Annotated in this window: 29 protein-coding genes; 8 read left to right on the top strand and 21 right to left on the bottom strand. The window is 70.3% G+C overall.

All coding sequences use genetic code 11. The annotated features are described in order from the left end of the window. Positions 1–540: 540 nt before the first annotated feature. The 10 genes from EIZ44_RS26270 to EIZ44_RS26225 all read right to left on the bottom strand — a co-directional run bounded on the left by EIZ44_RS26270 (position 541) and on the right by EIZ44_RS26225 (position 8687). A complete protein-coding gene (locus EIZ44_RS26270) occupies positions 541–1320 on the bottom strand; it encodes a TIGR04222 domain-containing membrane protein (protein WP_134731800.1) in 780 nt (259 codons plus the stop codon). A gap of 101 nt (positions 1321–1421) precedes the next feature. Beyond that, positions 1422–1748 carry an SCO6045 C-terminal-like domain-containing protein gene (locus EIZ44_RS26265; protein WP_134731798.1) on the bottom strand — a complete coding sequence of 109 codons (327 nt, stop codon included), beginning with the start codon at positions 1746–1748 and terminating at the stop codon, positions 1422–1424. Then, positions 1745–2548, bottom strand: a complete 804-nt coding sequence (locus EIZ44_RS26260) for an MbnB/TglH/ChrH family RiPP precursor modification enzyme (protein WP_167754280.1) — start codon at positions 2546–2548, stop codon at positions 1745–1747. The genes EIZ44_RS26265 and EIZ44_RS26260 overlap by 4 nt, the downstream gene beginning before the upstream one ends. Beyond that, a complete protein-coding gene (locus EIZ44_RS26255) occupies positions 2541–3356 on the bottom strand; it encodes a TIGR04222 domain-containing membrane protein (RefSeq protein WP_134731796.1) in 816 nt (271 codons plus the stop codon). The genes EIZ44_RS26260 and EIZ44_RS26255 overlap by 8 nt, the downstream gene beginning before the upstream one ends. A gap of 18 nt (positions 3357–3374) precedes the next feature. Beyond that, entirely contained in the window at positions 3375–4322 is a 948-nt protein-coding gene (locus tag EIZ44_RS26250; RefSeq protein ID WP_134731794.1) for a TIGR04222 domain-containing membrane protein, read from the bottom strand. 98 nt (positions 4323–4420) lie between these two features. After that, positions 4421–5338: a TIGR04222 domain-containing membrane protein gene (locus tag EIZ44_RS26245; RefSeq protein ID WP_134731793.1), complete on the bottom strand. Its 918-nt coding sequence runs from the start codon at positions 5336–5338 to the stop codon at positions 4421–4423. A 112-nt stretch (positions 5339–5450) separates the two neighbouring features. After that, positions 5451–5879, bottom strand: coding sequence for a peptide-methionine (R)-S-oxide reductase MsrB (gene msrB / locus EIZ44_RS26240; protein ID WP_037819046.1), 429 nt, complete (start codon positions 5877–5879; stop codon positions 5451–5453). Positions 5880–5898: 19 nt separating this feature from the next. Next, entirely contained in the window at positions 5899–6204 is a 306-nt protein-coding gene (locus EIZ44_RS26235; RefSeq protein WP_009075657.1) for a hypothetical protein, read from the bottom strand. A gap of 50 nt (positions 6205–6254) precedes the next feature. Further along, the gene (locus EIZ44_RS26230) at positions 6255–7895 is read right to left on the bottom strand and encodes a serine/threonine-protein kinase (RefSeq protein WP_205673310.1); all 1641 of its coding nucleotides are present in this window, start codon (positions 7893–7895) and stop codon (positions 6255–6257) included. Between the two features lie 117 nt (positions 7896–8012). Then, entirely contained in the window at positions 8013–8687 is a 675-nt protein-coding gene (locus EIZ44_RS26225) for a TVP38/TMEM64 family protein (RefSeq protein ID WP_037819040.1), read from the bottom strand. A gap of 37 nt (positions 8688–8724) precedes the next feature. Between EIZ44_RS26225 and EIZ44_RS26220 the strand changes: the two genes are divergently transcribed. The 3 genes from EIZ44_RS26220 to EIZ44_RS26210 all read left to right on the top strand — a co-directional run bounded on the left by EIZ44_RS26220 (position 8725) and on the right by EIZ44_RS26210 (position 11634). After that, positions 8725–9747, top strand: a complete 1023-nt coding sequence (locus EIZ44_RS26220) for a DNA polymerase domain-containing protein (protein ID WP_134731789.1) — start codon at positions 8725–8727, stop codon at positions 9745–9747. A gap of 192 nt (positions 9748–9939) precedes the next feature. Then, positions 9940–10332 carry a DUF6221 family protein gene (locus tag EIZ44_RS26215; RefSeq protein WP_134666391.1) on the top strand — a complete coding sequence of 131 codons (393 nt, stop codon included), beginning with the start codon at positions 9940–9942 and terminating at the stop codon, positions 10330–10332. 306 nt (positions 10333–10638) lie between these two features. Beyond that, positions 10639–11634: an LLM class flavin-dependent oxidoreductase gene (locus EIZ44_RS26210; protein ID WP_134731787.1), complete on the top strand. Its 996-nt coding sequence runs from the start codon at positions 10639–10641 to the stop codon at positions 11632–11634. On the opposite strand, the gene EIZ44_RS26205 is transcribed toward EIZ44_RS26210, so the two are convergent. Continuing rightward, positions 11631–12287 (bottom strand): maleylpyruvate isomerase N-terminal domain-containing protein, encoded by a 657-nt coding sequence (locus tag EIZ44_RS26205; RefSeq protein ID WP_134731785.1) that lies wholly within the window; start codon positions 12285–12287, stop codon positions 11631–11633. The genes EIZ44_RS26210 and EIZ44_RS26205 overlap by 4 nt on opposite strands. Positions 12288–12327: 40 nt before the next feature. Beyond that, positions 12328–13920: a PucR family transcriptional regulator gene (locus tag EIZ44_RS26200; protein WP_134731782.1), complete on the bottom strand. Its 1593-nt coding sequence runs from the start codon at positions 13918–13920 to the stop codon at positions 12328–12330. 117 nt (positions 13921–14037) lie between these two features. Here EIZ44_RS26200 and pruA point away from each other — a divergent pair, with 117 nt between their 5' ends. Together pruA and EIZ44_RS26190 are read left to right on the top strand one after the other, a co-directional pair. Further along, entirely contained in the window at positions 14038–15666 is a 1629-nt protein-coding gene (pruA, locus tag EIZ44_RS26195; RefSeq protein ID WP_043838313.1) for an L-glutamate gamma-semialdehyde dehydrogenase, read from the top strand. A gap of 15 nt (positions 15667–15681) precedes the next feature. Next, entirely contained in the window at positions 15682–16611 is a 930-nt protein-coding gene (locus EIZ44_RS26190) for a proline dehydrogenase family protein (protein WP_043838311.1), read from the top strand. A 75-nt stretch (positions 16612–16686) separates the two neighbouring features. Here EIZ44_RS26190 and trxA read toward each other — a convergent pair whose 3' ends face one another. Continuing rightward, positions 16687–17058, bottom strand: a complete 372-nt coding sequence (trxA, locus tag EIZ44_RS26185; protein WP_134731780.1) for a thioredoxin — start codon at positions 17056–17058, stop codon at positions 16687–16689. An 87-nt stretch (positions 17059–17145) separates the two neighbouring features. On the opposite strand from trxA, the gene EIZ44_RS26180 reads away from it, so the two are divergent. After that, positions 17146–17385: a DUF2630 family protein gene (locus EIZ44_RS26180; RefSeq protein WP_037819206.1), complete on the top strand. Its 240-nt coding sequence runs from the start codon at positions 17146–17148 to the stop codon at positions 17383–17385. 66 nt (positions 17386–17451) lie between these two features. Next, on the top strand, positions 17452–18039 hold the full coding sequence (locus EIZ44_RS26175) for a TetR/AcrR family transcriptional regulator (RefSeq protein WP_134731778.1): 588 nt from the start codon (positions 17452–17454) through the stop codon (positions 18037–18039). Between the two features lie 450 nt (positions 18040–18489). Here the strand turns inward: EIZ44_RS26175 and EIZ44_RS26170 are convergent, their stop codons facing one another. The 7 genes from EIZ44_RS26170 to EIZ44_RS26140 all read right to left on the bottom strand — a co-directional run bounded on the left by EIZ44_RS26170 (position 18490) and on the right by EIZ44_RS26140 (position 23575). Further along, on the bottom strand, positions 18490–19989 hold the full coding sequence (locus tag EIZ44_RS26170) for an alpha/beta hydrolase (protein ID WP_167754284.1): 1500 nt from the start codon (positions 19987–19989) through the stop codon (positions 18490–18492). 162 nt (positions 19990–20151) lie between these two features. Continuing rightward, positions 20152–21225 carry an ATP-dependent DNA ligase gene (locus EIZ44_RS26165; RefSeq protein WP_134731776.1) on the bottom strand — a complete coding sequence of 358 codons (1074 nt, stop codon included), beginning with the start codon at positions 21223–21225 and terminating at the stop codon, positions 20152–20154. Between the two features lie 26 nt (positions 21226–21251). Continuing rightward, entirely contained in the window at positions 21252–21851 is a 600-nt protein-coding gene (locus tag EIZ44_RS26160; RefSeq protein WP_134731774.1) for an Asp23/Gls24 family envelope stress response protein, read from the bottom strand. After that, positions 21851–22384: a DUF6286 domain-containing protein gene (locus tag EIZ44_RS26155; RefSeq protein ID WP_134731773.1), complete on the bottom strand. Its 534-nt coding sequence runs from the start codon at positions 22382–22384 to the stop codon at positions 21851–21853. Before EIZ44_RS26155 ends, EIZ44_RS26160 begins: the two co-directional genes overlap by 1 nt. After that, positions 22384–22770, bottom strand: a complete 387-nt coding sequence (locus EIZ44_RS26150; RefSeq protein ID WP_134731771.1) for an Asp23/Gls24 family envelope stress response protein — start codon at positions 22768–22770, stop codon at positions 22384–22386. Before EIZ44_RS26150 ends, EIZ44_RS26155 begins: the two co-directional genes overlap by 1 nt. Further along, complete coding sequence (locus tag EIZ44_RS26145) at positions 22767–22943, bottom strand: hypothetical protein (RefSeq protein WP_009075692.1); 177 nt, start codon at positions 22941–22943, stop codon at positions 22767–22769. Before EIZ44_RS26145 ends, EIZ44_RS26150 begins: the two co-directional genes overlap by 4 nt. Positions 22944–23119: 176 nt before the next feature. After that, positions 23120–23575, bottom strand: a complete 456-nt coding sequence (locus EIZ44_RS26140; protein ID WP_205673305.1) for an Asp23/Gls24 family envelope stress response protein — start codon at positions 23573–23575, stop codon at positions 23120–23122. A 970-nt stretch (positions 23576–24545) separates the two neighbouring features. On the opposite strand from EIZ44_RS26140, the gene zapE reads away from it, so the two are divergent. After that, entirely contained in the window at positions 24546–25589 is a 1044-nt protein-coding gene (gene zapE, locus EIZ44_RS26135) for a cell division protein ZapE (protein WP_134731769.1), read from the top strand. Here zapE and EIZ44_RS26130 read toward each other — a convergent pair. Beyond that, positions 25531–26112 (bottom strand): phosphatase PAP2 family protein, encoded by a 582-nt coding sequence (locus tag EIZ44_RS26130; protein WP_240691419.1) that lies wholly within the window; start codon positions 26110–26112, stop codon positions 25531–25533. The genes zapE and EIZ44_RS26130 overlap by 59 nt on opposite strands. Between the last annotated feature and the right edge of the window lie 38 nt (positions 26113–26150).

The following is a 26150-nucleotide window of genomic DNA, read 5'->3' as shown; positions in this document are numbered from 1 at the left end:
GCGCTAGCCTCGGCGAATGGCCGCGCTGGCGACGCGGACACCGGTGTGCTGCACCGGCCTCGTGCGCGACGTCGGCCAGGTGACCCGCGTGCGGATGGCCGGCGAGCTGCCGGGTGCGCCGCCGCACTGGGACCACCCGTCGCACCGACCCGGGGCGGATCGCCGGTGTGGTCGCCGGTCGTGCCTCAGCCGGTCTCGTAAGCGACGCCAGACCCGTTGAGCGGCCGCGCTGGCGACACGGACACCGGTGTGCTGCACCGGTCTCGTGGGTGCCGCGTTCCGCAAGAGCGCCGTGGTGGTTTCGCGTGGTGCCGCCGGTGTGGTGAGCGCCGTCGGCCCCGCGAGTGTCGCGTCGGTCCGGCGAGCGCCTTGTCAGCCTCGCGTGACACCTGCCAGTCCAGCGAGCACCGCCAGCTCCCGCGCGCCCAGGTCTGCGGTCGTCCCGCCAGTCCCGGCTCGCACGCCGGTCACGCGAGCGCTGCCGTGCCCACCCCCAGCCTCCTGTAGCACCGCCAGCGAACGCCGCCCGTGAAGCAGCGGCTAAATCGGCATAAGCCCTCCTGTAACCCGCTTGTCCGGATAAGCCGCCAGCCCGCCCACCGCGACCAGTTCAGCCGGTCCTGCGCCGCCACCCGCAGCCGCCTGCTGTTCGGCCCGTGCGAGGACCGTCGCCCCCGCAGTCGTCGGCGGCAGCGAACTGACCTTCCGTTCGCCGAACTGCTTGGTGATCCGCTGGCTGCCGGCGAGACAGAGCCAGAGCGTCAGCGCCACCTCGCCGAAAACAAGCACCACCATGGCGTTCAGATGAGACCGGCCCACGTCGTAGACCAGCCGCCCCACCCCGGCCGCCAGCACGACCACGGCCACCGCGGTGAGTGTGTACCCGAGACCCGTCAACGGCCTGCGCCTGCTGACCAGCCGCCGCTGGACGAGATCGGTTTCGAGCGCCCGGATCGCAGGCTTGAGCACCGACGATCGCGCGACCCACGAGGCGAGACGACCGCGACCAGCCGCCTGATGCACGGCTTGCTCAAGCGGCGGCGACGCTGGCGGCGGACCAGCGGCGACGATCTCGCCCAGCGACCCGACCTGCAGCTGGCCGCGCGCGAACAGCGTCGCGATCACGGCCTCGACCAGCCGAGGCCGCCCGCCCGCCAGGTACGCGACGTCGTAGACATCGCGCGGCACGGCGGCCGACTCCGGCGCGGACGCCTGTGTGGCCAGCTTGTCCTTGCCAGTGGCCAAAATGCTCGCCAAACCCGCGGCGGTGGCGACGTAGACGAGCAGCATCGGGCTCACCGCGGCCCAGAATCCGTTCACGACAGGTTCCCTCCCTCCCGGCTCGGCAGAGATCGGATAACACCGCCGTAACCAGACATGTCGTCAGCGTAGCCAGCACCACCGACAAAAACCGAACGGGCTCAGCGCCGGAACCACCTGCGCCGAGGTTTGGGCAGGTCACCGCGGGCGATGAGCCACTCCGCAAACGCGTCGGCATACTCGCGCGCCCGGATCGAAGTCGTCTTCGGACGCTCCGCCGCATACGCGTCGAACAATGGCCGATAGCGCGGACCCAGCGCCTCGGGCAGGTCCGGCCGCAGGTAAGCCACCAGCCGCCGTCGCTTGGCGAGCAGGACGTCCGCTTCGATGCGCAACCGCGAGGCATCGAAGCCGGACGGCGCCTCGGACCCGGTCAGCAAGCTGTCCAGCAGCGCAGCTTGCCGAGCAGCCAGTTCTTCCCGGCTCACAACGTCACCGCGGTCCGCAATGCGACCAGTTCGGCGGCGAGTTCGGAATCGGTGGGATAGTCGTCGTCGCGCTCCAGGAGAACGCCCGGCGGATCCGTGCGACGGCGAAGTTCGGCAAGCAGCTCCAGCACCTCCGGCAGCACCGGATGCGCGTGCGTGTCGTGGTAAACCCCGTCGCGTTCCACGCCGCCCGCCATGTGCACGTACGCGAGCCGTTCCCACGGAATCCCGTCCAGGAACGCCACCGGATCGGTGCCCACGTTGCGCGCGTTCGCGTAGAGGTTCGCGACATCGATGATCAGCAGGCAGCCGGTCCGCTCGGTCAGCTCGGTGAGGAATTGTTCCTCGGTCAGCTCGTTGTCCGGCCACTCCAGCAGCGCGGCGATGTTCTCCAGCGCGAACGGTACGTCCACAATGGACTGTGCGAGCCGGACGTTGTCCACCAGCACGTCCAGCGCCGCACGCGAGCGCGGCAGCGGCATCAGATGTCCGGAGTCGAGCCCGCCCGCGCGGACGAAGCACACGTGGTCGCTGACCAGCGGCGCGTCGAGAGCCCGCGCCAGTTCGGCCAGGTGCTCCACCCGCGCGGTGTCCAGCGGCTCGGCCCCGCCCAGCGACAGCGACACCGCGTGCGGCAGCACCGGCATCCCGCGATCCTTCAGCGCCAGCAGGCTTTCCGGCAGGTGCGGGGCGTGCAGATTCTCCGCGACCACCTCGACCCAGTCCACGCCCGGCAGCCGCGCGATCGACAGGTCCAGTTCCGGCCGCCAGCCGATGCCGATCCCCAACCGGTCAGCCACCGCACCCACCTCCGCCTCCACACCCGCTGCCACCGCCGCAGGACGATCCACCGCCGGACGACGTTCCCGCACCGCTCGTCAACGCCAAGCTTGTCGCATGGTCTGGGTACTGCGCGAACCCGCCCAGCGCGACCAGCGAAGCAGCACCGAACAGCAGCGCGCCGGACTGCGCCCGCTGCGTCACCGGGTCGGTCCGCACCGCGACGACCAGCGCGCGCCCGGCTTTGGTCGGGCGGACTTTCGGCCGCCTGCGACCGGCCACCGCCAGGACCGCCAGAATCGCTGTGATGGCCAGCAGGACGTTCAATCCCGCAGTCGGCCGGTGCAGCCCGGATCCGTTCACTGAGCGCGCCAGACCGACTGCGAACAGGGCGACGTAGACCAGAACCACTCCGGTCGCGAAGGAGGCGGAGGCGACCGTAACCAGACCGCGTGTGCGGAGGTCGTTTCCGATGCTCCGTACCGCTTCCGCGGTACGGAGCATCGAAGCCGTGTGGGGCCGCTTCCGCACGGCCTCGCAGACCGCCTGCTCAACCGGCTCTGTCGGCGCTCCGGAGACGGCCGTGAGCTGGCCCCTCCTGTCGACCCGCAGCAGCCCGCGCTCCAGCAACGCCGCGATCGCCGTGTCGACCGTGCGGTGAGGGCCGCCGACGAGGCAGGCGAGCTGGTAGACGTCGAGCGGACGGTGCACGTCCGCGGGCGCTTGGCGCAGCAGCGGCCAGACCAGCTGCACCGCCAGCGTCAAGGCCAGTGCGGAACCGTAGACCGCCAGGAACTGCGGGCCGGAGATCCCCCAAGGCTCGTGCACGGCGCCTTCCTCCTTCGTCTATCCGCCGCAGCCGCCCCCGCCGCCGCAACTGCTGCCTCCGCCGCACGAAGACCCGCTGCTGCACGAGGAACCGCCACTGCTGCACGACGATCCGCCGCTCGACCCGCCGCCCCCGGTCCAGCTGCCGCCGCCGCTGATCAGCGCTGTGCTCATCTCCTCGTCCGGGTACAGCGCGATTCCGCCGAGCGCGACCACCGCCGCGGCGCCGACGAGCAACGCTCCGTTGCCGTTCCGGTTCGTGGCAGCGAACTCCTCAGGCCGCTCCTCGGCAGCCTTCGCGTCTTCGCGGGCGCGCACGACGATCGCGTGACCCGCGTCGGTCGGGCGGGAGGTCTTCGAGCCCTTGCGGACCGCGTAAGCGATCAACGTCAGGGTCCCGGCCACGACGAGCAACCCGATCAGCCCGCCGATCGGCCGGTCCAGCTGCGCTCCGTTGACCGCGCGGATGATCCCGATCAGCAGCAACACGGCGTACGCGGCCACGATGCCGGCGCGGAAGCCGTCCAGTCCGTCGCCGGCGACGAGCAGCCCGCGTCGTTCGAGGTCCGCGCGGATCTTCTCCACTTCCGGCTGGACCGCCGGCGACTTGCGCACCATGGCGACGGTCGCCGTTCCGCCCTGCGCGGCGTCGTGCACCGCGCGTTCCAGCCTCTTGCGAGCCGGTCGCTTGCCGATCGCGCTCAGCTTGCCCTTGCTGCTCACCCGCAGGAGTTCCTGTTCCAGCAGCGTCGCGATCGCGGTGTCGACCGTGCGGTCCGAGCCGCCGGCCAGGTAAGCGAGTTGGTAGACGTCCGGCTGCAGCGGCGCCTCGACGGTCGCGGGCGCGTTCCCTCGCCGCGACCGCGCGATCGACGGCCAGCTGATCTGCACCAGCAGGACGACGGCCAGCGCCAGGCCGAAGATCAGCAGGAATTGCGGGCCGGAAATGCCCCACGGTTCGTCCACGGCTTCCCCCTCGTTTCAGCGTTGCCGGAACCCTAACCGGCCGGTCGCCGGAGGCTGTCGGCAGAACTGACGCACTCGATGTCCGGTTCGTTCCCGGCTCAGCTGTTCCCGCCGCCGCAGCCCCCGCCGCACCCGCCGCCGCATCCCGACCCGCACCCGGAACCGCCGCATCCGGAGCCGCAGCCCGCTCCGCCGCCGCAGCCAGACCCGCAGCCCGTCCCAGCGGCCCAGTACCCCGCCGGTCCGGCGAACCCGCCCGCGGCTCCCGCGATGGCCGCCCCCGCCCGGCGGGTCGCCGGGAGCCCGCGGAGCAGGGCGACCCGCAGCTCGCGATCCGGATGGTTCGACAGTCCGCCGACCGCGACGCTCCCGGTCAGCCCGCTGATCAGGCTCTGATCCGGCCACGCCGCTTCGGCGGCTTCACGTCCGGCGTCGGTCGGCCGGATCCGCCGGGCCGCCCGGCGACGGGACAGCGCGGCGAACACGAACCACGCGGGCAGCAGAACCGAAATCAGCACGTAGCCGTTCAGCCCGCCGACAAACGCCGCCACACCGGCCGCCGCCAGCACCGCTTCTTCGATCGCGGTCCACTTCCACGCTCGCCGCAGCGCGTGGCCGTCGACCAGCAGTCCGCGCTTGGTGAGGTCGTCGACCAGTTCGCGGACCGTGTCGCCCCAGACGAGACCGCGCAGCACCGTCGCGATCCCGACCCCCGTGCCGGTCAGCTCGGCAGCTTCCCTGCTCAGCGCGTCCGACGGCTCGGTCGGCGTGCGATACAGCCGTCCCACGGAATCCGCGCGCAGTTGCTCCCGCTCCAGCATCGAGGCGACCGTCGTCTCGGCGACGCGGAACGGTCCGTTCGTCAGCAACGCGACCTGCGCCGCGGACGTCAGCCGGGTTTCGGGATGCCTGCCCCGGTGCAGCCGCGCGGCGGTCCGCCGTCCGAGCCACCAGCAGACCAGCGCCAGCACCAGGATCAGCGCGGCCGGCATCGCGCGTTCGATCGTCCAGTCCATCACGGTCCCCCTCCGGATGAACAAACCACGTTACCCGCCTGCCCGGGGTTGCCGCCGGACGAAAAACCGCCCTCCCCGGGAGCGGGAAGGGCGGTTTCGGCGGACCTCGGCGTCAGTCGCCGGAGTCCTCGACGAGCTTCAGGGAAATCGAGTTGATGCAGTACCGCTGGTCGGTCGGGGTCGCGTAGCCCTCGCCCTCGAACACGTGCCCGAGGTGGCTGTGGCACGAGGCGCACAGCACCTCGATGCGCCGCATGCCCATGGTGCGGTCCTCGCGCAGCAGCACCGCGTCGGAGTCCGCCGGATCGTAGAACGACGGCCAGCCGCAGTGGCTTTCGAACTTCGTGTCGCTGCGGAACAGCTCCGCGCCGCAAGCCCGGCACTCGTACACGCCGGTGGTCTTGGTGTCGGTGTACTCGCCGGTGAACGGCCGTTCGGTGCCGGCTTGCCGGAGCACCGCGTACTCCTCGGGGGCAAGCTGCTCCCGCCATTCCTGGTCGGACTTCACCACGCGCGGAGTGGTGCCGACGACGGGTTTCATACCTTTCACCCTTCCCACGTTACCTGGAGAGAAAAGCGACCGTGTGCAGCGCGATGTCCCAGGCGGTGACCAGCAGCCCGAGCACGATCAGCACCACGACCAGCGCGGACACCCAGTAGCGGAGCCCGCCGGTGCGGTTGCTGGACTCGGCGAAGTCGGCGACCTGGTCCAGGCACGCCTCGACGGTGAAAGTCGGCCCGGTGCGCTCCATCCGGTCGAGATGGGCGGCGAACGCACGGGCCTCCGGGTCGTACGGATCCAGCCCGACCAGATCCTCGTGGAACCGAGGATTCCAGCCCGGCGGCAGAGCTCCGTTCTCGGCCATGCTTCAAAGGTAGGCTATTCGTCCCGCTGGACCCACCTCTGCGGCGAGTGTCACTGCGCTGGCGCGCCGCTTCCGAGGCGAGGGTCGCTGTTGATCATCAGCGCGCCGTCCTCCGTGGCGATGACCTGCACGACCTTCTGCGTCTGCGCGCCGTTTTCCGGAATCAGCGTGATCTGAACGTCGGCGGAGCCGTCCGGGTTGTTCTGGCGTTTGTAAACGCTCGCGTTCCGGTAGGTGTTCAACTTGTTCTGTGCCCAGTACGAGGCGAACGCGGCCTGATCGCCGAAGGCTGCCTGCGCCGAGGGGGTCAGCATCGCCCACGCCTCGGGTTTTCCCACAGCCCCGTAAAAATCAATGACCCGATCACCCGCTGGCCCCCACTGCACGGTGCCGTTGGACTTGACCGGCGGCGCAGAGGAACTCGGCGTGCTCGACGGAGACGCCGGAGCGGAGGAGTTCGGCGCGGGCGGCTGCGCGTTCGACGAACTGCCGCCCTTGTCCCGACTGCTGCTCAACACGAGAAACACCACCAACGCCACCGCAACGACCGCCGCGGCACCGCCAGCGAGGAACGCCATCTTCTTCTTCCGCGCCGCAGCAGGCGAAACCCGATCCCCCGACCCGGCACCGGAGTAGTTCGGCGCAGCAGCAGTCGGCGTAGGCCGCACAGCGGGCTGCGGACGCGGCGGAGTGTTCGCCGGGGGAGCGGGACGCGAAGGCGCACCCATCGGCATGAACGCAGCAGTCGGCGTCCGAGGCGGGTTAGACGGAGCCTTCGGCGCAGCAGCGGCAGCCGCCGCCGGAGCGGCCGTACGCGCCCACGGCGGACGGGATCCATTGCTCCCCGGACCGCGATTCCCCGACAGCAACTGCTGCGGCGCGGCCGGTTCCCCGGTCGCCAGCTGAGCCAGCCGCTCCCGTGCCTCGGCCATGCTCGGCCGCTCGGAAGCCTCGCTGCGCAGCAGGCTCATCAGCAACGCGGTCGCCGGACCGGCCTGCGTCGGCGGGTTGACCTGGCCGTTCGCCGCCGCGTAAAGCAGGGCGAGCTGGTTCGTGGTGTTGCCGTACGGCGTCTGCCCCTCGATCGCCTGGTACAGCGTCGCGCCGAGGGCGAAGACGTCCGAGCTGGGCACCGGGTCGGCGCCGCGGGCCAGCTCGGGGGCGAGGTACGCCGGGGTGCCGCCGATGAGGCCGGTCTGGGTGAGCGTCATGTCGCCGGCCGCGCGCGAGATGCCGAAGTCGGTGATCTTCGCGGTGCCGGTTTCGTCGATGAGGATGTTGCCGGGCTTGACGTCCCGGTGCACGATCCCGGCGCGGTGCGCGGCCACGAGCGCCGCGGCGACCTGTTCGCCGATCCGCGCGACCTGGCCGACCGGCAGCGTGCCCTGTTCGGACAGCACCGCGGACAGGCTCGGGCCGTTGAGGTACTCCATCACCAGGCACGGGTCGCCGCCGTGCTCGGCGACGTCGAACACGACGATCGCGTTGGGGTGCTGGAAACGGGCCGCGTTCTTCGCCTCGCGCATCGCGCGCTGGCGCATGTTGTCGCGTTCGGCCTCGGAGACGCCCGGCTGCGGCAGGATCTGCTTGATCGCCACCGACCGCTCCAGGCGCACGTCCACGGCACGCCACACCACGCCCATGGCACCGCTACCAATGTGCTCGACGAGGCGGTAGTGCCCCGCGATCAGCTGCCCGGTGTCGATGACGCCCGCTCCTGACGAAAGTCCCGTGATCGTGGTCGTGCGCAGCGCGGATACCCCTCGCGCACCCGAACGAGTGTAGCGGTCGGAAGTACCTGCCCGCCGTCAGCCAGCCGGTGCCGACGGCACGGGCGCCTCCGGCTCGGCGGCGGGGACGCGCTTCCGCAGCACCCGCACCAATCCTGCCGCGCCGAGCGCGGCGAAGACCGCGTAGCAAGCCAGCAAAGCGGGCGGCGTGTCGCCGGTCAGCGCGTCCGCGAAAACGACCACCGCGATGGTTCCGGGGACGCTCCCGAGCGCCGTTCCGGCAAGGTACGGAACGAGTTTCACGGACGAAACGCCGCACAGGTAGTTCATCGCCGAAAACGGGACGACCGGGATCAACCGCAGCGACGTGATGGCGAGCACGCCTCCGTCGGAGAGCCGGTCGTTGACCGCCCGCACCGGCGCGCGGTGGAGGTGCCGCAGGATCAAGTCGCGGCCGAGCAGCCGGGCCAGCCCGTACGCCAGCCCGGCGGCGATCGTGGTGGCCGCCAAGGCGATGACCACCCCCGCGACGCTCCCGACGAGCAAACCGGCGGCCAGATTGAACACCGTGCGCGGGATCGGCGCGACGGTGAGCAACGAGTAAGCCACGAGGAGCACCAGCGGAGTCATCGATCCGGTCTCCGCGGCCCAGGTGCGCAGTTGCGCCGGTCCCGGAATCGGCAGCCACAGCGCGGCGGCGCCGAGAAGAGCTAGCACGACCAGGGCGGCGATCAGCTTGGTTCTCCCGGACACCCCGCCACGGTACGGCACTCGCGGCTACGGTGGCCGCATGGCCAAAAACGGCGATCCGGTCGAGTACCAGGTGGGGGAGCGCACCGTCCGGGTGTCGAGCCCGGACAAGGTCTACTTCCCCGAACGCGGCATTACGAAGCGGCAGGTGGTCGAGTACTACCTCGCCGTGGCCGATCCGTTGCTGCGCGCGATCGGCGAGCGGCCGACCACTCTGAAACGCTACGTCGACGGCGTCACCGGCGAGTGGTTCTACGCCAAGCGCGTGCCCAAGGGTGCGCCGGACTGGCTCGAGACCGCTCGGATCACCTTCCCGTCCGGCCGCACCGCCGACGAGGTCTGCCCGACCGAACCCGCGGTGTTCGCCTGGGCGGCCAACCTCGGCACGTTCGACTTCCACCCGTGGCCGGTCCGCCGTCCTGACCTGGATCATCCGGACGAGCTGCGGATCGACGTCGACCCGCCGGAGCGCGCCGGGTTCGCCAACGCCGTCGAGGTCGCCGGCGTCGTGCGCGAGGTGCTCGCCGACGCCGGGCTCGCCGGCTACCCGAAGACCTCCGGCGGCCGCGGCGTGCACGTGCTCGTGCGGATCCGCCCGGAATGGGACTTCATCGCGGTGCGGCACGCGGTGATCGCGCTCGGCCGCGAGGTCGAACGGCGGATCCCGGACAAGGCGACGGTCTCCTGGTGGAAGGAGGAACGCGGCGGTCGCGTCTTCCTCGACTACAACCAGGCGGCCCGGGACCGGACGGTCGCCTCCTCCTGGTCGGTGCGCGGCACCCCGCGCGCGACCGTGTCGACCCCGCTGACCTGGGACTTGCTCGCCGACGTCGACCCGGACGACTTCGACGTCCTGACCGTCCCCGGCTTCCTCGCCGAGCACGGTGACCTCCACGCGCCGATGGACGAGAAGGCGTTCGGGCTGGAGACGCTGCTGGAGTGGTACGAACGCGACGACCGCGACCTCGGCGGTGCGGAACTGCCATACCCGCCGGACTACCCGAAAATGCCTGGCGAACCGAAGCGGGTGCAGCCGAGCAAGGCCCGATCCGACCAGGCGTGATCGTCCGATCGCCGGGCGTGTTCACTCTCGGTGATCAACATTGCGGGGAATTTCGCGAATGTTTCCGCAGGTCGTACTGGTTTTTCCGAGGTCGATTACCGTGAGGTGCACCGCTAAGCGGTAACGCGCCGGGGTCGAGGTGCGACTATTGCCGGAACCGGAGGGGAGCCGGGACCGGAGGAGGGAGACGTCGTGGACGACCTGATCGCGTTCCTGGCCGCGCGCGTCGGACAGCGGCAGGCGCTGATCATGCAGGCGGTGCAGAAGGGCAAGGCCGGCGAGTCGCTCAACCGCGGCGAGGCCAAGGTCGGGCTCGAGGAGCGGGTCCGCTCCCTTGGCGACCTCGAACTCGACGTGGTCAACCAGATGATCAACGAGATCGAGGCGACGCGGCGGATCATGCTCGCGCATCGGACCACGGTGTCGGAGAAGGTGCCTGGGTTTCCGTTGTACGGCAGCGAGTATTGGTGTGAGACCTGTCATGTGCCCGCGGATGAGGCCGGGTCGAATTGGTGTTTGACGTTGCGGTTGCTGGCGTTGCCGTATGCGGACCATCCGGATTACAGCGAGCGGTGGAGGCCTTGAGCGGGCTCGGCTCGTCGCCTGGCGGCGACATTGCTTTTGAGGGTTGCGTGGGGCACCCCGAAGCTTGATTGTGCTGACGGTCGGTGGGTGCTTGTCAAGGCGGGAAAGATGCCTTGACAAGCACCCACCGACCGCAGATGAGCTTCGTATCGGGGTGCGGGGGAGGTGTGGGTGCCTCGATGGTTGGGTGCACCGGCTGCGGTTTTAGGGCCGTGAGGGGAACCCTGAGGGAATCAGGGACCGTGAGGGTGGCCCTCACGGACGGTCGTGGGGGCGGGGAATTCGCGCTGTCCGGATGGCGTTGCCGTGGGCGTGGACGTTCCGATTTCCGTGCTGGACCGGTCGCCCGTGCGGCGAGGGCGGGGGACCGCGCAGGCGATCCAGGACACTGTCGCGTTCGCGCGTGACATCGAAGCTCTCGGCTATCACCGGTTCTGGGTTTCCGAACACCATGGCGTACCTGGGGTCGCCGGGTCTTCGCCTGCGGTGCTCGCGTCCGCCGTCGCGTCTGCGACCTCGCGTATCCGGGTCGGGTCCGGGGGCGTGATGTTGCCCAATCATCGGCCGCTCGTGGTTGCTGAGCAGTTCGGGATTCTGGAGTCCTTGTTCCCTGGGCGGATCGATCTCGGGATCGGGCGTTCGGTCGGGTTTATCGAGCCGGTGCGGCGTGCGCTCGGGCAGGGCAAGGATGCGGCCGACGGCTTCGACGGGCAGGTTCGCGAGCTTCTCGCGTTCTTCCGGGGCGAGCACGACGGGGTACACGCGATCCCGGCCGAGGGGTTGTCGGTGCCGGTGTTCTTGCTTGCGACTGGTGCGGGTGCGGATCTCGCGGCTGGGCTCGGGTTGCCGTTGGTGATCGCTCCGGCGCATGGGCAGCGTGCGATGGTCGAGGCGATTTCGCGGTACCGCGAAACGTTCCGGTCCGATGTGGACGATCCCTATGTCGTCGTGTCGACAGCGGTCGCGGTGGCGGACACCGCGGAGGAGGCTCGGCGGCTGCTGGTGCCCGAGGCTTGGTCCACTGTGTACTCGCGCAGCCATGGCGTTTTCCCGCCGCTTTCGCCTGCGGACGAGATTTTGGCGCTGCCGATGACCGACCGCGAACGCCGTCGTCTCGATGACACCTTGGCCGGGCAGATCAGTGGCACCCCGGACGAGGTCGGCGCACGTCTCGCGGATCTGGTCGAGTCGACCGGGGCGGACGAGTTGCTCGTCAGCACCAGTACTTACGAGCCGGCGGCGCGCGTCGAATCGTTTGCCGCGCTTGCTGAGTTGACTGCGGCGGAACGGCTTTCGGTCTAGCCGAGGACGATCGGCAGCTTCTCCGTCAGCGACCCCAATGCCGCTTTTTCCTCGTCGGTTGCGGCACGGCGGCCGGTCGCTACCAGGAGCGCGGTCTGGTCGTCCAGGGTTGGCGGAAGTGGCGAACCGAGGGCAGTCTCGACGGTTCGCCGGGTCGCGGCCAGGCAGTCTGCGTCTGGACCGTCCACTCCGGACAGATGCATGACGAGGTCCAGGTGGTGCAACGTCGCTTCCACGACGTAGGTCTCGAAATAGTCCGCGACCGTGAGCACGTAGTCGCGGGTTTCGACCTTCGACGCCGGGTCCGCGAGCGCGGCGGCGCGTCCGGCTGCCTGGGCGAGGTCGTCGAAGTGGTGCGCCAGCCAGGCGGTGGAGCCGTAGCTGAGCGCCGCGCGGCGGGTGAACAGGCCTTCTTCGTCCATGCCGGTCGGCAGGTCGGTGCCGAGTTCCCAGTATTGCGCGGCGGTGTGCGTCGGCTCGCCTTCGGCGGGGGTCGCGAGCGTGATCAGGATGTCCTGCGCGTCGATGACCAGGTGGAACACCAGATCCTGCACCAGCCAGCCGGTGCATCCCGACGGGGCCAGCCACTGCCCGCCTTCAAGCGATTTCACGGCGTTCTGCAGCGCGTTCCAGGAGCGGAAGAAGAGGTCCACGACGGCACTTTAGCGATCACGAACCCCCGCGGCATCCGATTTACAGCCGCAGCAACAGTTCAGTGAGCAGCCGCTGAGCCGGATCAGTCAGGTCGATCCCGGACACCTCCGACGCCCGCCGCACCCGGTAGCGCACGGTGTTCGGGTGGATGTTCAGCGAGCGCGCGGCCGTGCGGACGTCGCCGAAAGCGTTCAGGTACGCCAGCACAGCGGGGATCAGGATGTCACCGTGATCAGCGTCGTGGGCACGCAGTTGCGCGAGCCGCGGATCACGCAACCGGGGCTGATCTCCCAAGTAGGCCAACACTTCCGACAGCAACACGTCCGCCCGGACGTCAGCCAGCGACGCGACGTCGGACGGCCAATGCCCGCGCGTCATCGCCATCAGCACCCGATCGGCGTCGCCGCGCGACAACGCTGCGTCCGACAGTCTCGGCACGACCCCGCCGAGCGCGGCGCGGACCGGGGCGTCGAGGTGTTTCCGTGCCGCACCAACGATTTCCTTCGCCAACGCCAGCACCGGCGCATCCGAGTGTTCCGGCAGATCCGGGAGCAACGCGTACACCCGGCCGCCGAGCACGCTCACGAGCGCGGTCCGCCGATAGGCCGCGGTGTGCACGGCGATCAGGTGCACCAATTCTGCCCGGCGCAGCAACCGGTCCGAAGCGGCCGTCGTCTGCTGCCGGGAAAGCGTGAACGCCAAAACCTGTGCTGGACGCGCCGGATCGGCCCCGATGTCGTCTGCGACCGACTCGGCGTCGACGCGTCCTTCCAGCAACCCGGCGAGCAAATCCTCGCGCAGCCGAAGCTGCGGATCGGGCAGGGTCCGGGCGCGGATCAGTTGCGGGGCAAGGGTTCTGCTCGCGCCGAGCAGCGCCACCTCGGCTTGTTCGGTCAGCGGCTGCGCGCCTTCCTGGACCCAGATCGTGCCGAGCGGCTGCGATCCGGCGTGGATCCCGGCGGCGATGCGGCGGCGGATTCCCAGTTCCGGGCGTTCGTCCACGCGCACGATTCCTTCACCGGCCCGCAATCGCTGGTAGACGCCCCATTCGCGGAGGATCGCGAGGTACCGCTCCGGTCCTTCGCGGCCCAAGATCGACAACCGCCGCAGTTCGTCGACCTCGTCGCCGGCTCGTGAATACGCCAGGACGCGGCTCGCGGTGTCCTCGATGCTGACCAGGCCGCCGGTGAGCGTCGCGACCGTCTGGGCAAGCGCGAACAGGTCGCCGAGCACCTCGCCGGTCTCCGCTTCGCCGCCCGCGCGGGCCGCGTCGACGACCCCGCGCGCCAGCGCCTCGACCTGCTCCCACCGCGCCTCCGCGCCGACCGTGAGCAGCGCGACGCCGGCGTCCGCCGCGACGTCGGTGCCCCCTTCGCCCTTCACCGCCACCGCGGCCGCTCCGGCGCGTCCGGCTGCCCGGATCGCCGCCGCTGCCGACCGGCCGCGCGCGCCGATCACCAGGACCAGGTCGCCGGGGTGCGTTTCGGGCGGGTCCTCGGGATCGAGGATCACCACGTCCTGCACCGGAACGCCCAGTCCGCGCGGCGCGACGAGCACCCGCACGAGCGGTTCGCCGAGCGTCGCGAGCACGTGCCGCAGCGAGGCGCCGGCGAACGGTTCGGCGGCCGTCATCGCGTAGGCCGATCGGACAAAACCATATGGGCGATTCTAGCCGCTTGAACAAACCCCTGAACGCCGTGCAGCGTTATCTTTCGGGCATCCGACGAGTAAGCCAACAAGGGAGCCGCCGTGGACGCCGTGACCCAGACCCCCGCCCCGAAGAACGAGCCGGTGCTGACGTACGCGCCGGGCAGCGCCGAGCGCGCCGAGCTGGAGGGTGCGCTGAAGAAACTGGGTCAGGCCGGTCCCGTCGACCTGACGGTCACCGTCGGCGGCGAGCAGCGCGCGGGCGGCGGCGAGAAGATCGACGTTGTCCAGCCGCACAACCACGGCCACGTCCTCGGGACCATCCAGAGCGCCACGAAGCAGGACGCGACCGACGCGATCGCTGCCGCCGCGAAGGCCGCTCCGGAGTGGCGCGCGCTGTCCTACGACGACCGTGCGGCGATCCTGCTGCGCGCCGCTGACCTGCTGAGCGGCCCGTGGCGCTCGACGCTGAACGCGGCCACCATGCTCGGTCAGTCGAAGACCGCGACGCAGGCCGAGATCGACTCCGCGTGCGAACTCGCCGACTTCTGGCGCTTCAACGTCGCCTTCGGCCGCAGCATCCTCGACCAGCAGCCGGTCAGCTCGCCGGGCGTGTGGAACCGGATGGAGCACCGTCCGCTCGAGGGCTTCGTGTACGCGATCACGCCCTTCAACTTCACCGCCATCGCCGGCAACCTGCCCACCGCGCCCGCCCTGATGGGCAACACCGTGCTGTGGAAGCCGTCGCCGACGCAGAGCTTCGCCGCGCACCTGACCATGCGGCTGCTCGAAGAGGCCGGCATGCCGCCGGGCGTGATCAACCTGCTGCCGGGCGACGGCAAGGCCGTCTCCGAGGTCGCGCTGACGCACCGCGACCTGGCGGGCATCCACTTCACCGGCTCCACCGCGACCTTCCAGCACCTGTGGGGCACTGTCGGCGCGAACATCGCCGGCTACCGCAGCTACCCGCGTCTCGTCGGCGAGACCGGCGGCAAGGACTTCGTGCTCGCGCACCCGTCGGCCGACATCGACGTGCTTCGCACCGCGCTTGTCCGTGGCGCCTTCGAGTACCAGGGCCAGAAGTGCTCCGCCGCTTCGCGGGCGTACGTGCCGCGCAGCGTCTGGGAGCAGCTGAAGGACGGCCTTGCGTCCGAGACCGCTGCGCTCTCGTACGGCGACGTCACCGACCTGTCGCACTTCGGTGGCGCGGTGATCGACCGTCGGGCCTTCGACAAGCACGCCTCGCTCTTCGAGCGCGTTAAGAACGACAGCGAGGTCGAGATCCTCGTCGGCGGCACTGCGGACGACAGCGTCGGCTACTTCGTGCAGCCGACCGTCCTCGTGTCGACGAACCCGAAGCACGAGATCTTCAGCACCGAGTACTTCGGCCCGATCCTGTCGGTCTACGTGTACGAAGACGCTGACTTCGACGCCGTGCTGCAGCTGGTCGACGAGACCGCTTCGTACGCCCTCACCGGTGCCGTCATCGCGAACGACCGCACGGCCGTCGCGAAGGCTTCGCAGGCGCTGCGGTTCGCCGCGGGCAACTTCTACGTCAACGACAAGCCGACCGGCGCGGTCGTCGGCCAGCAGCCGTTCGGCGGGGCGCGCGCCTCGGGCACGAACGACAAGGCCGGCTCGGTCTTCAACCTGCTCCGCTGGACGAGCCCGCGCTCGATCAAGGAGACGTTCGTGCCGCCGACCTCCGTGCGCTACCCGCACCAGGGCTGAGAAGGAGACACCGTCATGCTGCGTGCCCCGTTGCTCGCCGCCGCTCGTTCGCAGCGGATGCGTGCGCTCGTCGAAGCGGTACCGGTCACCCGGTCCGTAGTGCGCCGGTTCGTGTCCGGCTCGGCTACCGCCGACGCCGTGCGCGCCGCACGGGAACTGGCCGCCGACGGCCGGAAGATCACCATCGACCACCTCGGCGAAGACACCACCGACGCCGCACAGGCCACCGCCACCGTGCAGGCGTACGAGGAGTTGCTGACGGCGCTGTCCGAACAGGGCCTCGCCAAGGGCGCGGACGTCTCGGTAAAGCTGTCCGCGGTCGGGCAGTTCCTGCCGGGCGACGGCGAAGGCGTCGCGCTCGAAAACGCGCGGAAGATCTGCGCGGCGGCCGAAGCGGTCGGCGCGACGGTGACGCTCGACATGGAGGACCACACCACCACGGACTCGACGCTCGGCATCCTCCGCGAGCTGCGCGCCGAGTACCCGTGGGTGGGCGCGGTCCTGCAGGCCTACCTGCACCGCACCGAGCAGGACTGCCGCGAGCTGTCCGGTCCCGGATCGCGCGTGCGGCTGTGCAAGGGCGCTTACGCCGAGCCGGAGTCGGTGGCGTTCCAGGACAAGTCCGAAGTGGACAAGTCCTACGTGCGCTGCCTGCGCGTGCTGATGGAGGGCAAGGGCTACCCGATGGTGGCCTCGCACGACCCGCGGATGATCGCGATCGCGGGCAAGCTCGCCGCCGACGCCGGACGCACGTCCGGCGACCACGAGTACCAGATGCTGTACGGCATCCGGCCCGAGGAGCAGAAGCGGCTCGCGGCCGAAGGCGAGACGATGCGCGTGTACGTGCCCTGCGGCGACGAGTGGTACGGCTACTTCATGCGCCGGCTGGCCGAGCGTCCGGCGAACCTCGCGTTCTTCCTGCGCGGGCTCGTCACCCGGTCCTGAAACGCTGCGAAGGCCCGGCACCCTGGTGGGTGCCGGGCCTTCGTGTTTCCCCGGGTTGCGCCTGTGGCAGCGGGCTCAGGCCTGCTCGGCTTCTTGCGCGGCGGCGGCCTTGCGTACCTCGTCCATGTCGACCTCGCGGGCCTGGCGGATGAGGTCCTCCAGCGCGGCTTCCGGAAGGGCGCCGGGCTGGGAGTAGATGAGGGTCTTGTCGCGGATCACGGCGAGCGTCGGGATCGAGCGGATGTTGAACGCCGCGGCGAGCTGCTGCTCGGCTTCGGTGTCCACCTTCGTGAAGGTGATGTCGCTGTGCTTTTCCGACGCCTTCTCGAACACCGGCGCGAACTGGCGGCACGGGCCGCACCAGCTTGCCCAGAAGTCGATCAGCACGAACTCGTTGTCGGTCACGGTCCGGTCGAAGTTGTCCGCGGTCAGTTCCACTGTGCTCATGGGTGGTCCAACGAACGAACCGGGTGGGGAATTCCCCGGGGCGCGGTAGCGTCCTGGTGGGTGTCCGACGTTTCCTTGGAGGTTGATGTGGCTGACGGGATCTTGGGACGGATCGACGAGCTGATCGCGCAGGAGAAGGAACTGCGCGACCGGGCGATCGGGGTCGGGCTGTCCTCGGACGACCGGGAGCGGCTCCGCCGGGCCGAAGAGGAGCTCGACCAGTGCTGGGACCTGCTGCGGCAGCGCCGGGCCAGGGTCGAGTTCGACGACGATCCGGACGAGGCTTCGGTCCGGTCGGTGGGCGAGGTCGAAGGATACCGGCAGTAGGCTTTTCAAAAGCTAACGGTTAGTTTTTGGCAACCGGTCGGATTTTGTGACTGATAGCATCCGCGGATGACTGAGCCGTCCGGGCGGCGCGAGCGCAAGAAGGCTGCGACCCGCCAGAAGATCGCCGACACCGCGCTCCGGCTGTTCCTCGAGCGCGGGTACGACGAGGTGGGGATCCGGGACATCGCGGCCGAGGCCGACGTCGCCGTGACCACGGTCTTTTCGCATTTCGCCTCGAAGGAAGCGCTGGTCTTCGAGCAGGACTCCAACTTCGAGGAAAACCTGCGCGGCGCGGTCGAGCGGCGCTCGTCGGCGGAGGCGCTGATCCCGGCGTTGCGCGACGAGATCCAGGCGCTGGTGCGGCATTGCACCGCGGACAGCGTCGCGCCGGTCTGGCGGATGATCGACGGGTCGCCCGCGCTGCGGGAGTACGAGGAATCGATGCGGCTGCGGCACGCGGAGTCGCTGGCCGCGGCGATGGCGGCCGATCCCGGTCTCGAGCGGACTCCGACGGCGTGCCGGGCGATCGCGCGGTTCGTGGTCGACGCCTACTCGGTGGCTCGCGAGGCGGCTGACCCGGAGGCCGCGGTGGACGAGGTTTTCCGGATGGTCGAGGCGGCCTGGGCGGCTGCCAGTCCTGCTGTGTCCCGTTAGGACCGTCTCCCGCGCGTTTGCTGCCTTTCTGGTCGCGAGTGGCGGAATTCGGTGCGCTGTCGGCGTTTTCGGCACTCCCGGTGAAAATCTCGGTCTCATGTGGGTGAGCGGATCCCGCCGGGTCTAGCGATGCGCTGTCGAACAGGTGTTCGAGATACTGGATGGGTGTTCGAGACGACTTCGGCGGGACAGCCCCGGTTCCGCCACCTCAGACCTCAGCGGGGATTGCTCAGCCGGATCAGCGGGCTGGTGCGCGGCTGGCGGCGCTATCTCGGCGAGAGGGAGCCGTTCGACAGACGCGCTGCGCACACCACGCGGCGCGAGCGGCTCCGCGCCCAACCTGTTGCTCGGCGACGCCGCGATCACCAAGCGGCCGCACCTGCGGCTGATCACCAAAGAGCAGGCCGACTGCGCGTACTCCGTCTCGCAGGTCGCCGGCCAGGCCGGTCCCTAGGCCGGGCAGAGAGTGCCGTTGTCCGGAATCTTGCCGTCGATCAGGAAGGCTTGCGCGGCTGCGGTGACGCAGGAGGACTGGCCGACCGCGCCATGCGCGACGCCTTGCCACGTGACGGTCACGGCGCTGGGCATCTGGTCCGCGGCCCGGGTCGTGCCGATCTGCGGCGTGACCGGGTCGGTGGCGGTAGCGGCCACCAGCATGGGCGGGGCGCCTGGCGCACCGGCGGGAGGCAGCGCCTCGCGGCGGACCGGCCAAGCGCCGCACCAGGCGAGTTCCTGGGCGACCGCAGCGCCGAACTGCGGGTACTTGGCGCGCATGTTTGCGGCGGCGCGGTCCAGTTGATCGGCGGGCAGCCGCGTGGTCGAGTCGTTGCATCGGGTCGCGATGGTGCCGCCGATGCGCGACGTGCGGCCGCGGACGTCCGCGACGATCGGATTCGCGAAGCTGGCCAGCGCGGTGACGTCACCGTTCTTCGCGGCGTTCAGCGCGTCGGCGAGAGCGGGCCAGTTCGACCGGTCGGCGAGTCCTTGGTACACCGCGTAAGTCGCCACGCCGGGGCTCATCGTCACGCCGTCGTCAGTGTCCACAGGGGACGTACGGAGCCGGTCGGTCACGGTCTTCAGCGCGACCTTCGCATCGCCCATCAGGCAGTTGCGGGCGGCGCAGTCCGCGGAGAAGGCGTCGAACGTCGACTGTGCGCCGGCGGCCACCGCATCGAGCACCGCCGCCCGGTCGGCGCCCGGGTCCGGGATGCCGTCCAGCACCATGCGGCCGACCTGCGCCGGGTAGCGCACCGCGTACTCCGAAAGCACCTTCGAGCCGTCACCGCGGCCGAGCGCGTTCAGCCGGTCAAGGCCGAGTTGTTTGCGCAGCTGGTCGAGGTCCCCGGCGGTACGCCAGCTGTCCAGCGCGGTCTGCGCGGTGTCGAGGTCGAGCGCGCACTGCTGACCGGCCCGGCGAGCCGCGTCGAGCACCTCGCCGAGACCGCCCTGCGCCGGGTCCGCGCCCAGCAGGTCCGAACGCACTTCCAGCGGCACGCACTGCACGCCGCCGGACAGCCCGGTGCCGCGCCGGTCCACGCCGATCAGCGAGAACTTCTTGAGGAACTCCGGCGGAAGCCGGGTCGCCAGGCGCGCGGCGAACAGCGAGCCCGGCTCGCCGCCGACGTCGTTGACCACCACGAGCGGGATCGGTCCGTCGCCCGCCTTCAGCACGAAGATGCGGGCGAGCAGGTGCTGCGAGTCCTCGGGCGCGTCGAGCGGGGACGTCATGCGCGCGCAGCTGACGTGCAGCGAATCGGGCAGCGCCGGAGCGGCCATCCGCTGCCGGGTGTCCGCGTCGCAGTTGGCCCATCGCAGGGCGGATTTCTTGGGCTCGGCCAGCGGCGGCAACGGCACCGCGGCGGTGCTCGGGGGCGGCGCGGTGGTGGCGCGCCCGTCGTTGTCGATCACCGCGGGGCGCACGGAAGGTCCGCTGGTGCACCCGGCCAGCATGAGCACTCCCAGCGTCGCCGCCACCAGCCGGGCGCGCGTACGGGAACGGCTGGGGGAACGGCGGTGCACGGGCTGGTCCTCACGTCTGCTCGGCGGAACTCTCGGACGAGCTTGGCACGCGTGGTGTGGGAAGCCAGTGAGCGGGTCCTGCGGCGTGTCCGGTCAGCGGGTCCGCACGACCTCGCCCCGGAACACCGCCGACAGGTCGTACCGGGCAGGCTCGTCCAGCTGCGAGTAGCCGCACGACGACGGCTCCCGGTCCGGCCGCCAGCGCGCGAACTGGGCGGTGTGGCGGAAGCGCGACGGATAGCCGCCCTCCGTGTGCTCGTACGAGACCTCCACCACGCGCTCCAGCCGCAGCGGCACCCACGGCTGTTCCTTCGACCGCCAGCGCGTGATGCCGCCCGGGATCCGCTGGCTCTCGCGGACCGCGTCGCCCAGCCACGGATGCCCTTCGCCGTCCGTGATCAACGGGGCCAGCTCCTGAGCCAGCTCGCGGCGGCGCGCGACCGGGAACGAACCGACCACGCCGACGTGGTGCAGCAGCCCGTTCTCGTCGTACAAGCCCAGCAGGAACGAGCCGACCGCCTCGCCCGGCTCGCCGTCCACGTGCCAGCGCAGGCCTGCCAGCACGCAGTCCGCGGTGCGGGAATGCTTGTACTTGAACAAAACCCGCTTGCCCGGCGAATACGGCTCGTCCAGCGGCTTGCCGATCACGCCGTCCAATCCGGCCCCTTCGAACAGCTCGAACCAGCGCCGAGCGGTCTCCGGATCGGTCGTCGCCGGCGTCAGCGCGATGCCCGGCAGGGATTCGAGCCGTTCGCGGCGCGCCGAGGTCGGCTCGTCCACAAACGACTCGTCGCCCAGCGCGAGCACGTCGAAAGCCACGAACTGCGCCGGCGATTGCTCGGCGAGCAGCTGGACGCGGCTGTCCGCCGGGTGGATGCGCTCGGTCAGCGCGTCGAAATCGAGCTTGCCGTCGCGGGCCACCACCAGTTCGCCGTCGAGCACGACGCGCTCCGGCAAGGATTCCCGCAGCGCGGCGAGGACTTCCGGGAAATACCGGTTCAGCGGCTTCTCCGCGCGCGACTGCAGGGTGATCTCGTCGCCGTCCCGGAAAACCAGGCAGCGGAACCCGTCCCACTTCGGTTCGAACAGCAGCCCGCCGGAATCGGGAATGGCTTTCGCCGGCTTCGCCAGCATGGGCTTGATCGGTGCCTGCACAGGGAGCGCCATGCGGGCATTCTGGGCGAAACGCGGGATCAGCGCACGCGTGCCGAGCCGGTCGTGTCGAGTTCGAGCCGCACCGCGGTCGGCAGGGTCTCGACGCCGAGCGATTCCCTGGCCCTCGTCAACACGTACGCGTCGAGGCCTTCCCACACCCGCCGGACTTCCGCGCCCTCGGCCAGCCAGAGCGTGATCCGCAACGCCGGATCGGCCACGGTGCCCACCGAACGGACGCGAGCCCGGGTGACCCCGTCAACGCTCTCCGCGTCGGTTTGCACGGCGTTGGCCAGCGCTCCGGCCGTGACGGTGAGTTCAGCGCCGATCGTCTCGTCGAGCTTGAGGTCCGGACGGCGTTCCGGGCGCAGCGAACGGAAAAACCACCATAGGCCGAACACGAGCAGCAGCAGCCCGAGCACTACCGCACCGATCCGCGCGTACAGCGCGTGGTCGCCAAGCCAGCCGACCGCGATCGGATCGAGTACCGGCCGGTGCCCGCGGAACTGCCCGAGCCACCCCATGCCGACCACCAGCGCTCCGGCCCCAGCCAGCACACCGAGCAAGCCGACCAGGGAGGTCAGCGTGCGCTCGGCGCCGTACGAACGGCCTTGCGCGCGACGCGCCGCGGAAGCGCTCATCACCGGTCCTTCGGAGAGTCGACGACCACGGACACCTTCGGACGACGCTGCAGCGGGAGGTCGTCCAGCACCCCTGCGACGGCTTCCAACAGCCGCGGCCGCAGCTGTTCCTCGTTTTCCAACCGGCTTGTCGCGCGCACGCGCACCCGGCGGGAGCTGGCCGTCACGGACGCGCCGCGCACGTTGTCCTCAGCGCGCACCGCCAGCCCGACCAAGCGCGCAAGAGCTCGCGGCGAGGTGTTGACGGTGATGCCATCAGCGGGATCGGTCATCCGCACCGCTCGGTCGCCCGCGCCGAGGGCCAGCAACAGGAGCACGAGCCCGGCGAGCAAGACGATCCCCGCGGTGAGCCGCACTGGCGTGCTGGTCCAGTCCAGCTCGGCGATCGCGGCTTTCCACCGCGGCCACGGCACGAGCAGCGGTTCCTTGTCAGGCTGCCACCAGGCCCACCCGACCTCGAGCGCCAGCAGTGCGCCGCCGGCTGCGACGGCCAGGCCGAGCAGCGTGGACAGAAGACGGACGAGGATGCGCATCATCGCACCCTCGGCGGCACGTCCGGCAGCAACGCGGTGACCGTCACCGCGACCGAACGCACGTGATAGGAGGTGATGCGTTCGACCTCTTCGACGACCTTCTCGCGCACCTGCCCGGTCACCTCGCGCACTGGCACCGGATAACGCAACGCGAGATCGAGGGACAGCTCGACGTCGTTGTCCGAGCCGCCGACCTTCGCGGAGGCGCCGGTGGTCCCGGTGCTGACCCCCGCGACGCGGCGCTCGGTGCGCATCGTCCCGGGAACCTGGTCGGCGGCGTGCTGCGCGACCTTGCGCACCACGGCGTGCGCGATGGTCAGCGAACCGCGCTCGGCGGGCTCCGGAAGGTCGTTGCGGGACGGCCCTGCCTCGACCGCCTGGGTCACTTGTCTCGGCCCTTCCCGAACAGGTCGCCGAGGTCGAGCTCGCCGTCGAGGACCCGGCCGACCACGAGCCCGATGATGCCGACCGCGAAGGTCACCAGGAAAGCGGTGAATCCCTGTGTGGCGGCCAGGCCGAGAATCAGCCCGGCGAGGATCCCGGTCTGCGTAGCGTTCAACGTGCGCCCTCCTGGGATGTCTGTGCTGCGGTGATTACTGGTGCTGCCGGTGTTCGGTTTGGCGGGCGTTTTCGCGGCTGTGGCTCACGCGGTGCTTCAGGACCGCTGCCCGACTTGTGCCCCTGGCGACCGGGCCTGGGCGGGTGCCGCGGCCGAAGCACTGGTCGATCACGAGGTCATTCGACCCGGCTCGACTCGGGTTCGTCTTCCTCGCCGGGCAGGTGGACGTCGTTGACCGCGATGTTGACCTCGATCACCTCGAGCCCGGTGATCTGCTCGACGGAGGTGATGACGTTGCGCCGCACGTCGCGGGCGACCTCCGCGATGCGCGCGCCGTACTCGACGACGACGTCGAGGTCGATCGCGGCCTGCTTCTCGCCGACCTCGACCGAGACGCCCGCGGTGGAGGTCGCGCCCGACCCCGGGATCCGATCCCGGATGGCGCCGATCGCCCGCGACACCCCGCCGCCGAGCGCGTGCACCCCGGCGACCTCGCGCGTCGACAGCACCGCGATCTTCTGCACGACCAGCGACGAGATCGTGGTGCGCCCCGCGGTGTCCGTCTGGTCAGCCGCCGCCAGCGCGGAAGACGGGACAGCAGTAGGCACATCGGGCCGGTTCGCGCTCGGCATGGTTCCTCGCTCCCTGTATGCGGACATGGCGCGTCCAGTGTCACCGCGAGCGGCCCGCGGCGCCGGAGACGTGCCCTCCGAAAGGACCTCCCGACCGGGCGAAAACTCACGCGGCATCCCTCGAATGGGTGAGTCTCCAGTCAGTCCGGCCCGCCCCGCGACGCACCGCATCCGACTGGCAGCCCACCTACTGACCCTCGCGCGATGGCTGCCTCGGCGGAAGCGCCGCTGGTCCGCACGCCGATGACCGACCTCGCCCGCCACGATCCCGCCGCTCCTACCGGACCACGACGCAGCCCGCTCCAGCACAGCGGAACGGCCGCCGCCTCGCTATTCGCGCCGGGCGGTGGCGCACCTTGATCCCACTGCCGCGGTGGCGGGCGACCTCGCAGTTTCCAGCGGCCTGGTCGCGCGGCTTGGTTCAGTACTGCGGCGAGTGGCCACTGCACCGATCTGGCCATGCCGCTTGGCCCGGTGCCCGGCCACTTCGCCGTTTGCGCCGGGCTTGGTCACGCGCCTCGGGCCAGTGCCGCGGTGCTGGGCAATCTGGCCATGCGGCCGGTCTAATCGCGCGGCTCGGATCGGCACCGTGGTGCTGGGCGGCAGCCGCCGTTTGCAGCGGCTTGGTCCACTGCTGCGGTGCCATGCCACTGCGCCGGGAAGATTCGCGTCGCTCGGTCGCTGCTGAGGTACCAGTGACCTCGCCGCTCGCGCTCGTCTGGTCAAGCGGCTGCTCCGGTGCCGCAGTCCCGGGCCGAGCCATTTCGCCACCCACCCCCCCCCGCAGTGCAGACCAGACCCGGCACCAAAGCGCCTGACCAGCGCCGCACCCCGGTGACAGTCACCACACGCAGCCCGCCTTACTGGCCCCCTCTGCGCCCGAAGGCGGCTCCGACCGGCGGATTTGCCCTTCCCCGCCCGGCCGAGGCGCGCCCAAGGGGCCGGGGCCGTCCGGATAGGCTCTTCCACCATGCCCGCAGCTGCGCTGACCGACCGGTTTCCCGAGCTTGGGGCCGACGAGCTGATCGCGTCCCTCGTGCCGCCGCCGCGGTTTGGCGAGGCTCGGTTTTCCACTTACCTGCCCAACCCGGACGAGCCCAGCCAGGCGGCCGCGGTCGAAGCGTGTTCCGCGTTCGCTTCGCGGATCGGGGCGGCGAAGGCCAAAAAATCCCGCCTGCGGTCGCTCTTCGGCGGCGGGGCGGCGATTCCGGACGGGCCGATGGGGCTTTACCTCGACGGCGGCTTCGGCGTCGGCAAAACCCACCTCCTCGCGTCGACGTGGCACGAGACTCCTGGGCCCAAGGCGTACGGGACGTTCGTCGAGCTGACGCACCTCGTCGGCGCGCTGGGGTTCGCCAACGCGGTCGCGCGGCTGTCCGAACACCGGCTGCTGGCGATCGACGAGTTCGAGCTCGACGATCCCGGCGACACCACGCTGGTCAGCCGGCTGCTGCAGGAACTCACCGACGCGGGCGTCTACGTCGCGGCGACCTCCAACACCCTGCCGGACAAGCTCGGCGAGGGGCGGTTCGCGGCGGAGGACTTCCTGCGCGAGATCCAGGCGTTGTCGCGGCGGTTCGGCGTCGTCCGCGTCGACGGGCCCGACTACCGGCACCGCGGGCTGCCGGATGCGCCTCCGCCGGTCAGCGACGAGGAGATTGACGCTTCCGCGGCCGCGCACGAAGGGTCCACTGTGGACGAATTCAGCGCGTTGATGACGCATCTCGAGCGCCTGCACCCCTCGCGCTACGGGAAGCTGCTCGACGGGGTGCGGCGGGTCCACCTCAAGCACGTGACGCCGGTGCCGGACCAGATGGTCGGGCTTCGGCTGGTCGCGTTGGCGGACCGGCTGTACGACCGGGCGATTCCGGTGGTCGTGTCCGGCGTGCCGCTGCCCGAGCTGTTCGGCGAGGAGATGCTGAACGGCGGTTACCGCAAGAAGTACCTGCGTGCGATCAGCCGGTTGACGGCTCTCGCGCGCGACGCGATGACAGCGCCGCCCGCAGCGCGGTGACCACTGCGGGGGCGAAGCAGACGCCGCCGACGATGTCGGTCAGGTAGTGGTAGCCGAGGCCGATCATGCCGATGGCTGCGCAGCAGACCAGCACTGCGCCTACCGCAACGGCGAGAGCCTTGAACCGCACCAGCAGCACTATGACAGTCAGCACGGCTAGCAGGCTGACGGTGTGGCCGCTGGGGTAGGCGAGCGTGCCGCCTTTCCAGCGGTCGAAGGCGGGTTTCAGCGCCCAGCTGTTCAGCGCGATGGCGACGAGTGGGCCTGCCACGGCGAGTAGTGCGTCCAGGCGATTGCGTTGGTAGAGGCAGATTCCGGCGATGACGACGACGGCGGGGATGAGCACGTACGGCTCGGTCGGCAGCACGAGTGTGTTGAGCAGGGCCGGGCTCAGCGTCGAGGCGTGCCTCTCGGCCCATTGGTCCACTGTGCCCGGCGCGTAGGGCGCGACTAGCAGTCCCAACGCAAGCGTGGCGAGCGCGCAGAGCGCGGCGAAGAGGGCGAGAGTCCGCCTAGCGGTCACAGATCGGAGCCTAGTCACATTCACCGCGGCGCGCGGGT

The sequence above is a fragment of the Amycolatopsis nivea genome, assembly GCF_004522235.1.
GTDB classification, from domain to species: Bacteria; Actinomycetota; Actinomycetes; order Mycobacteriales; family Pseudonocardiaceae; genus Amycolatopsis; species Amycolatopsis nivea.
Note: the sequence above shows the minus strand (reverse complement) of the source record. Positions and strands in the feature narration are given on the sequence as shown.

What these genes read in the sequence shown, in the direction of transcription:
- EIZ44_RS26245 (WP_134731793.1), bottom strand. Translation starts at nt 5,338, where the DNA reads ATGGACTGGACGATCGAACGCGCGATGCCGGCCGCGCTGATCCTGGTG.
- msrB (WP_037819046.1), bottom strand. Translation starts at nt 5,879, where the DNA reads ATGAAACCCGTCGTCGGCACCACTCCGCGCGTGGTGAAGTCCGACCAG.
- EIZ44_RS26235 (WP_009075657.1), bottom strand. Translation starts at nt 6,204, where the DNA reads ATGGCCGAGAACGGAGCTCTGCCGCCGGGCTGGAATCCTCGGTTCCAC.
- EIZ44_RS26220 (WP_134731789.1), top strand. Translation starts at nt 8,725, where the DNA reads ATGGCCAAAAACGGCGATCCGGTCGAGTACCAGGTGGGGGAGCGCACC.
- EIZ44_RS26200 (WP_134731782.1), bottom strand. Translation starts at nt 13,920, where the DNA reads ATGACGGCCGCCGAACCGTTCGCCGGCGCCTCGCTGCGGCACGTGCTC.
- EIZ44_RS26190 (WP_043838311.1), top strand. Translation starts at nt 15,682, where the DNA reads ATGCTGCGTGCCCCGTTGCTCGCCGCCGCTCGTTCGCAGCGGATGCGT.
- trxA (WP_134731780.1), bottom strand. Translation starts at nt 17,058, where the DNA reads ATGAGCACAGTGGAACTGACCGCGGACAACTTCGACCGGACCGTGACC.
- EIZ44_RS26175 (WP_134731778.1), top strand. Translation starts at nt 17,452, where the DNA reads ATGACTGAGCCGTCCGGGCGGCGCGAGCGCAAGAAGGCTGCGACCCGC.
- EIZ44_RS26170 (WP_167754284.1), bottom strand. Translation starts at nt 19,989, where the DNA reads ATGCTGGCCGGGTGCACCAGCGGACCTTCCGTGCGCCCCGCGGTGATC.
- EIZ44_RS26165 (WP_134731776.1), bottom strand. Translation starts at nt 21,225, where the DNA reads ATGGCGCTCCCTGTGCAGGCACCGATCAAGCCCATGCTGGCGAAGCCG.
- EIZ44_RS26160 (WP_134731774.1), bottom strand. Translation starts at nt 21,851, where the DNA reads ATGAGCGCTTCCGCGGCGCGTCGCGCGCAAGGCCGTTCGTACGGCGCC.
- EIZ44_RS26155 (WP_134731773.1), bottom strand. Translation starts at nt 22,384, where the DNA reads ATGCGCATCCTCGTCCGTCTTCTGTCCACGCTGCTCGGCCTGGCCGTC.
- EIZ44_RS26140 (WP_205673305.1), bottom strand. Translation starts at nt 23,575, where the DNA reads ATGCCGAGCGCGAACCGGCCCGATGTGCCTACTGCTGTCCCGTCTTCC.
- zapE (WP_134731769.1), top strand. Translation starts at nt 24,546, where the DNA reads ATGCCCGCAGCTGCGCTGACCGACCGGTTTCCCGAGCTTGGGGCCGAC.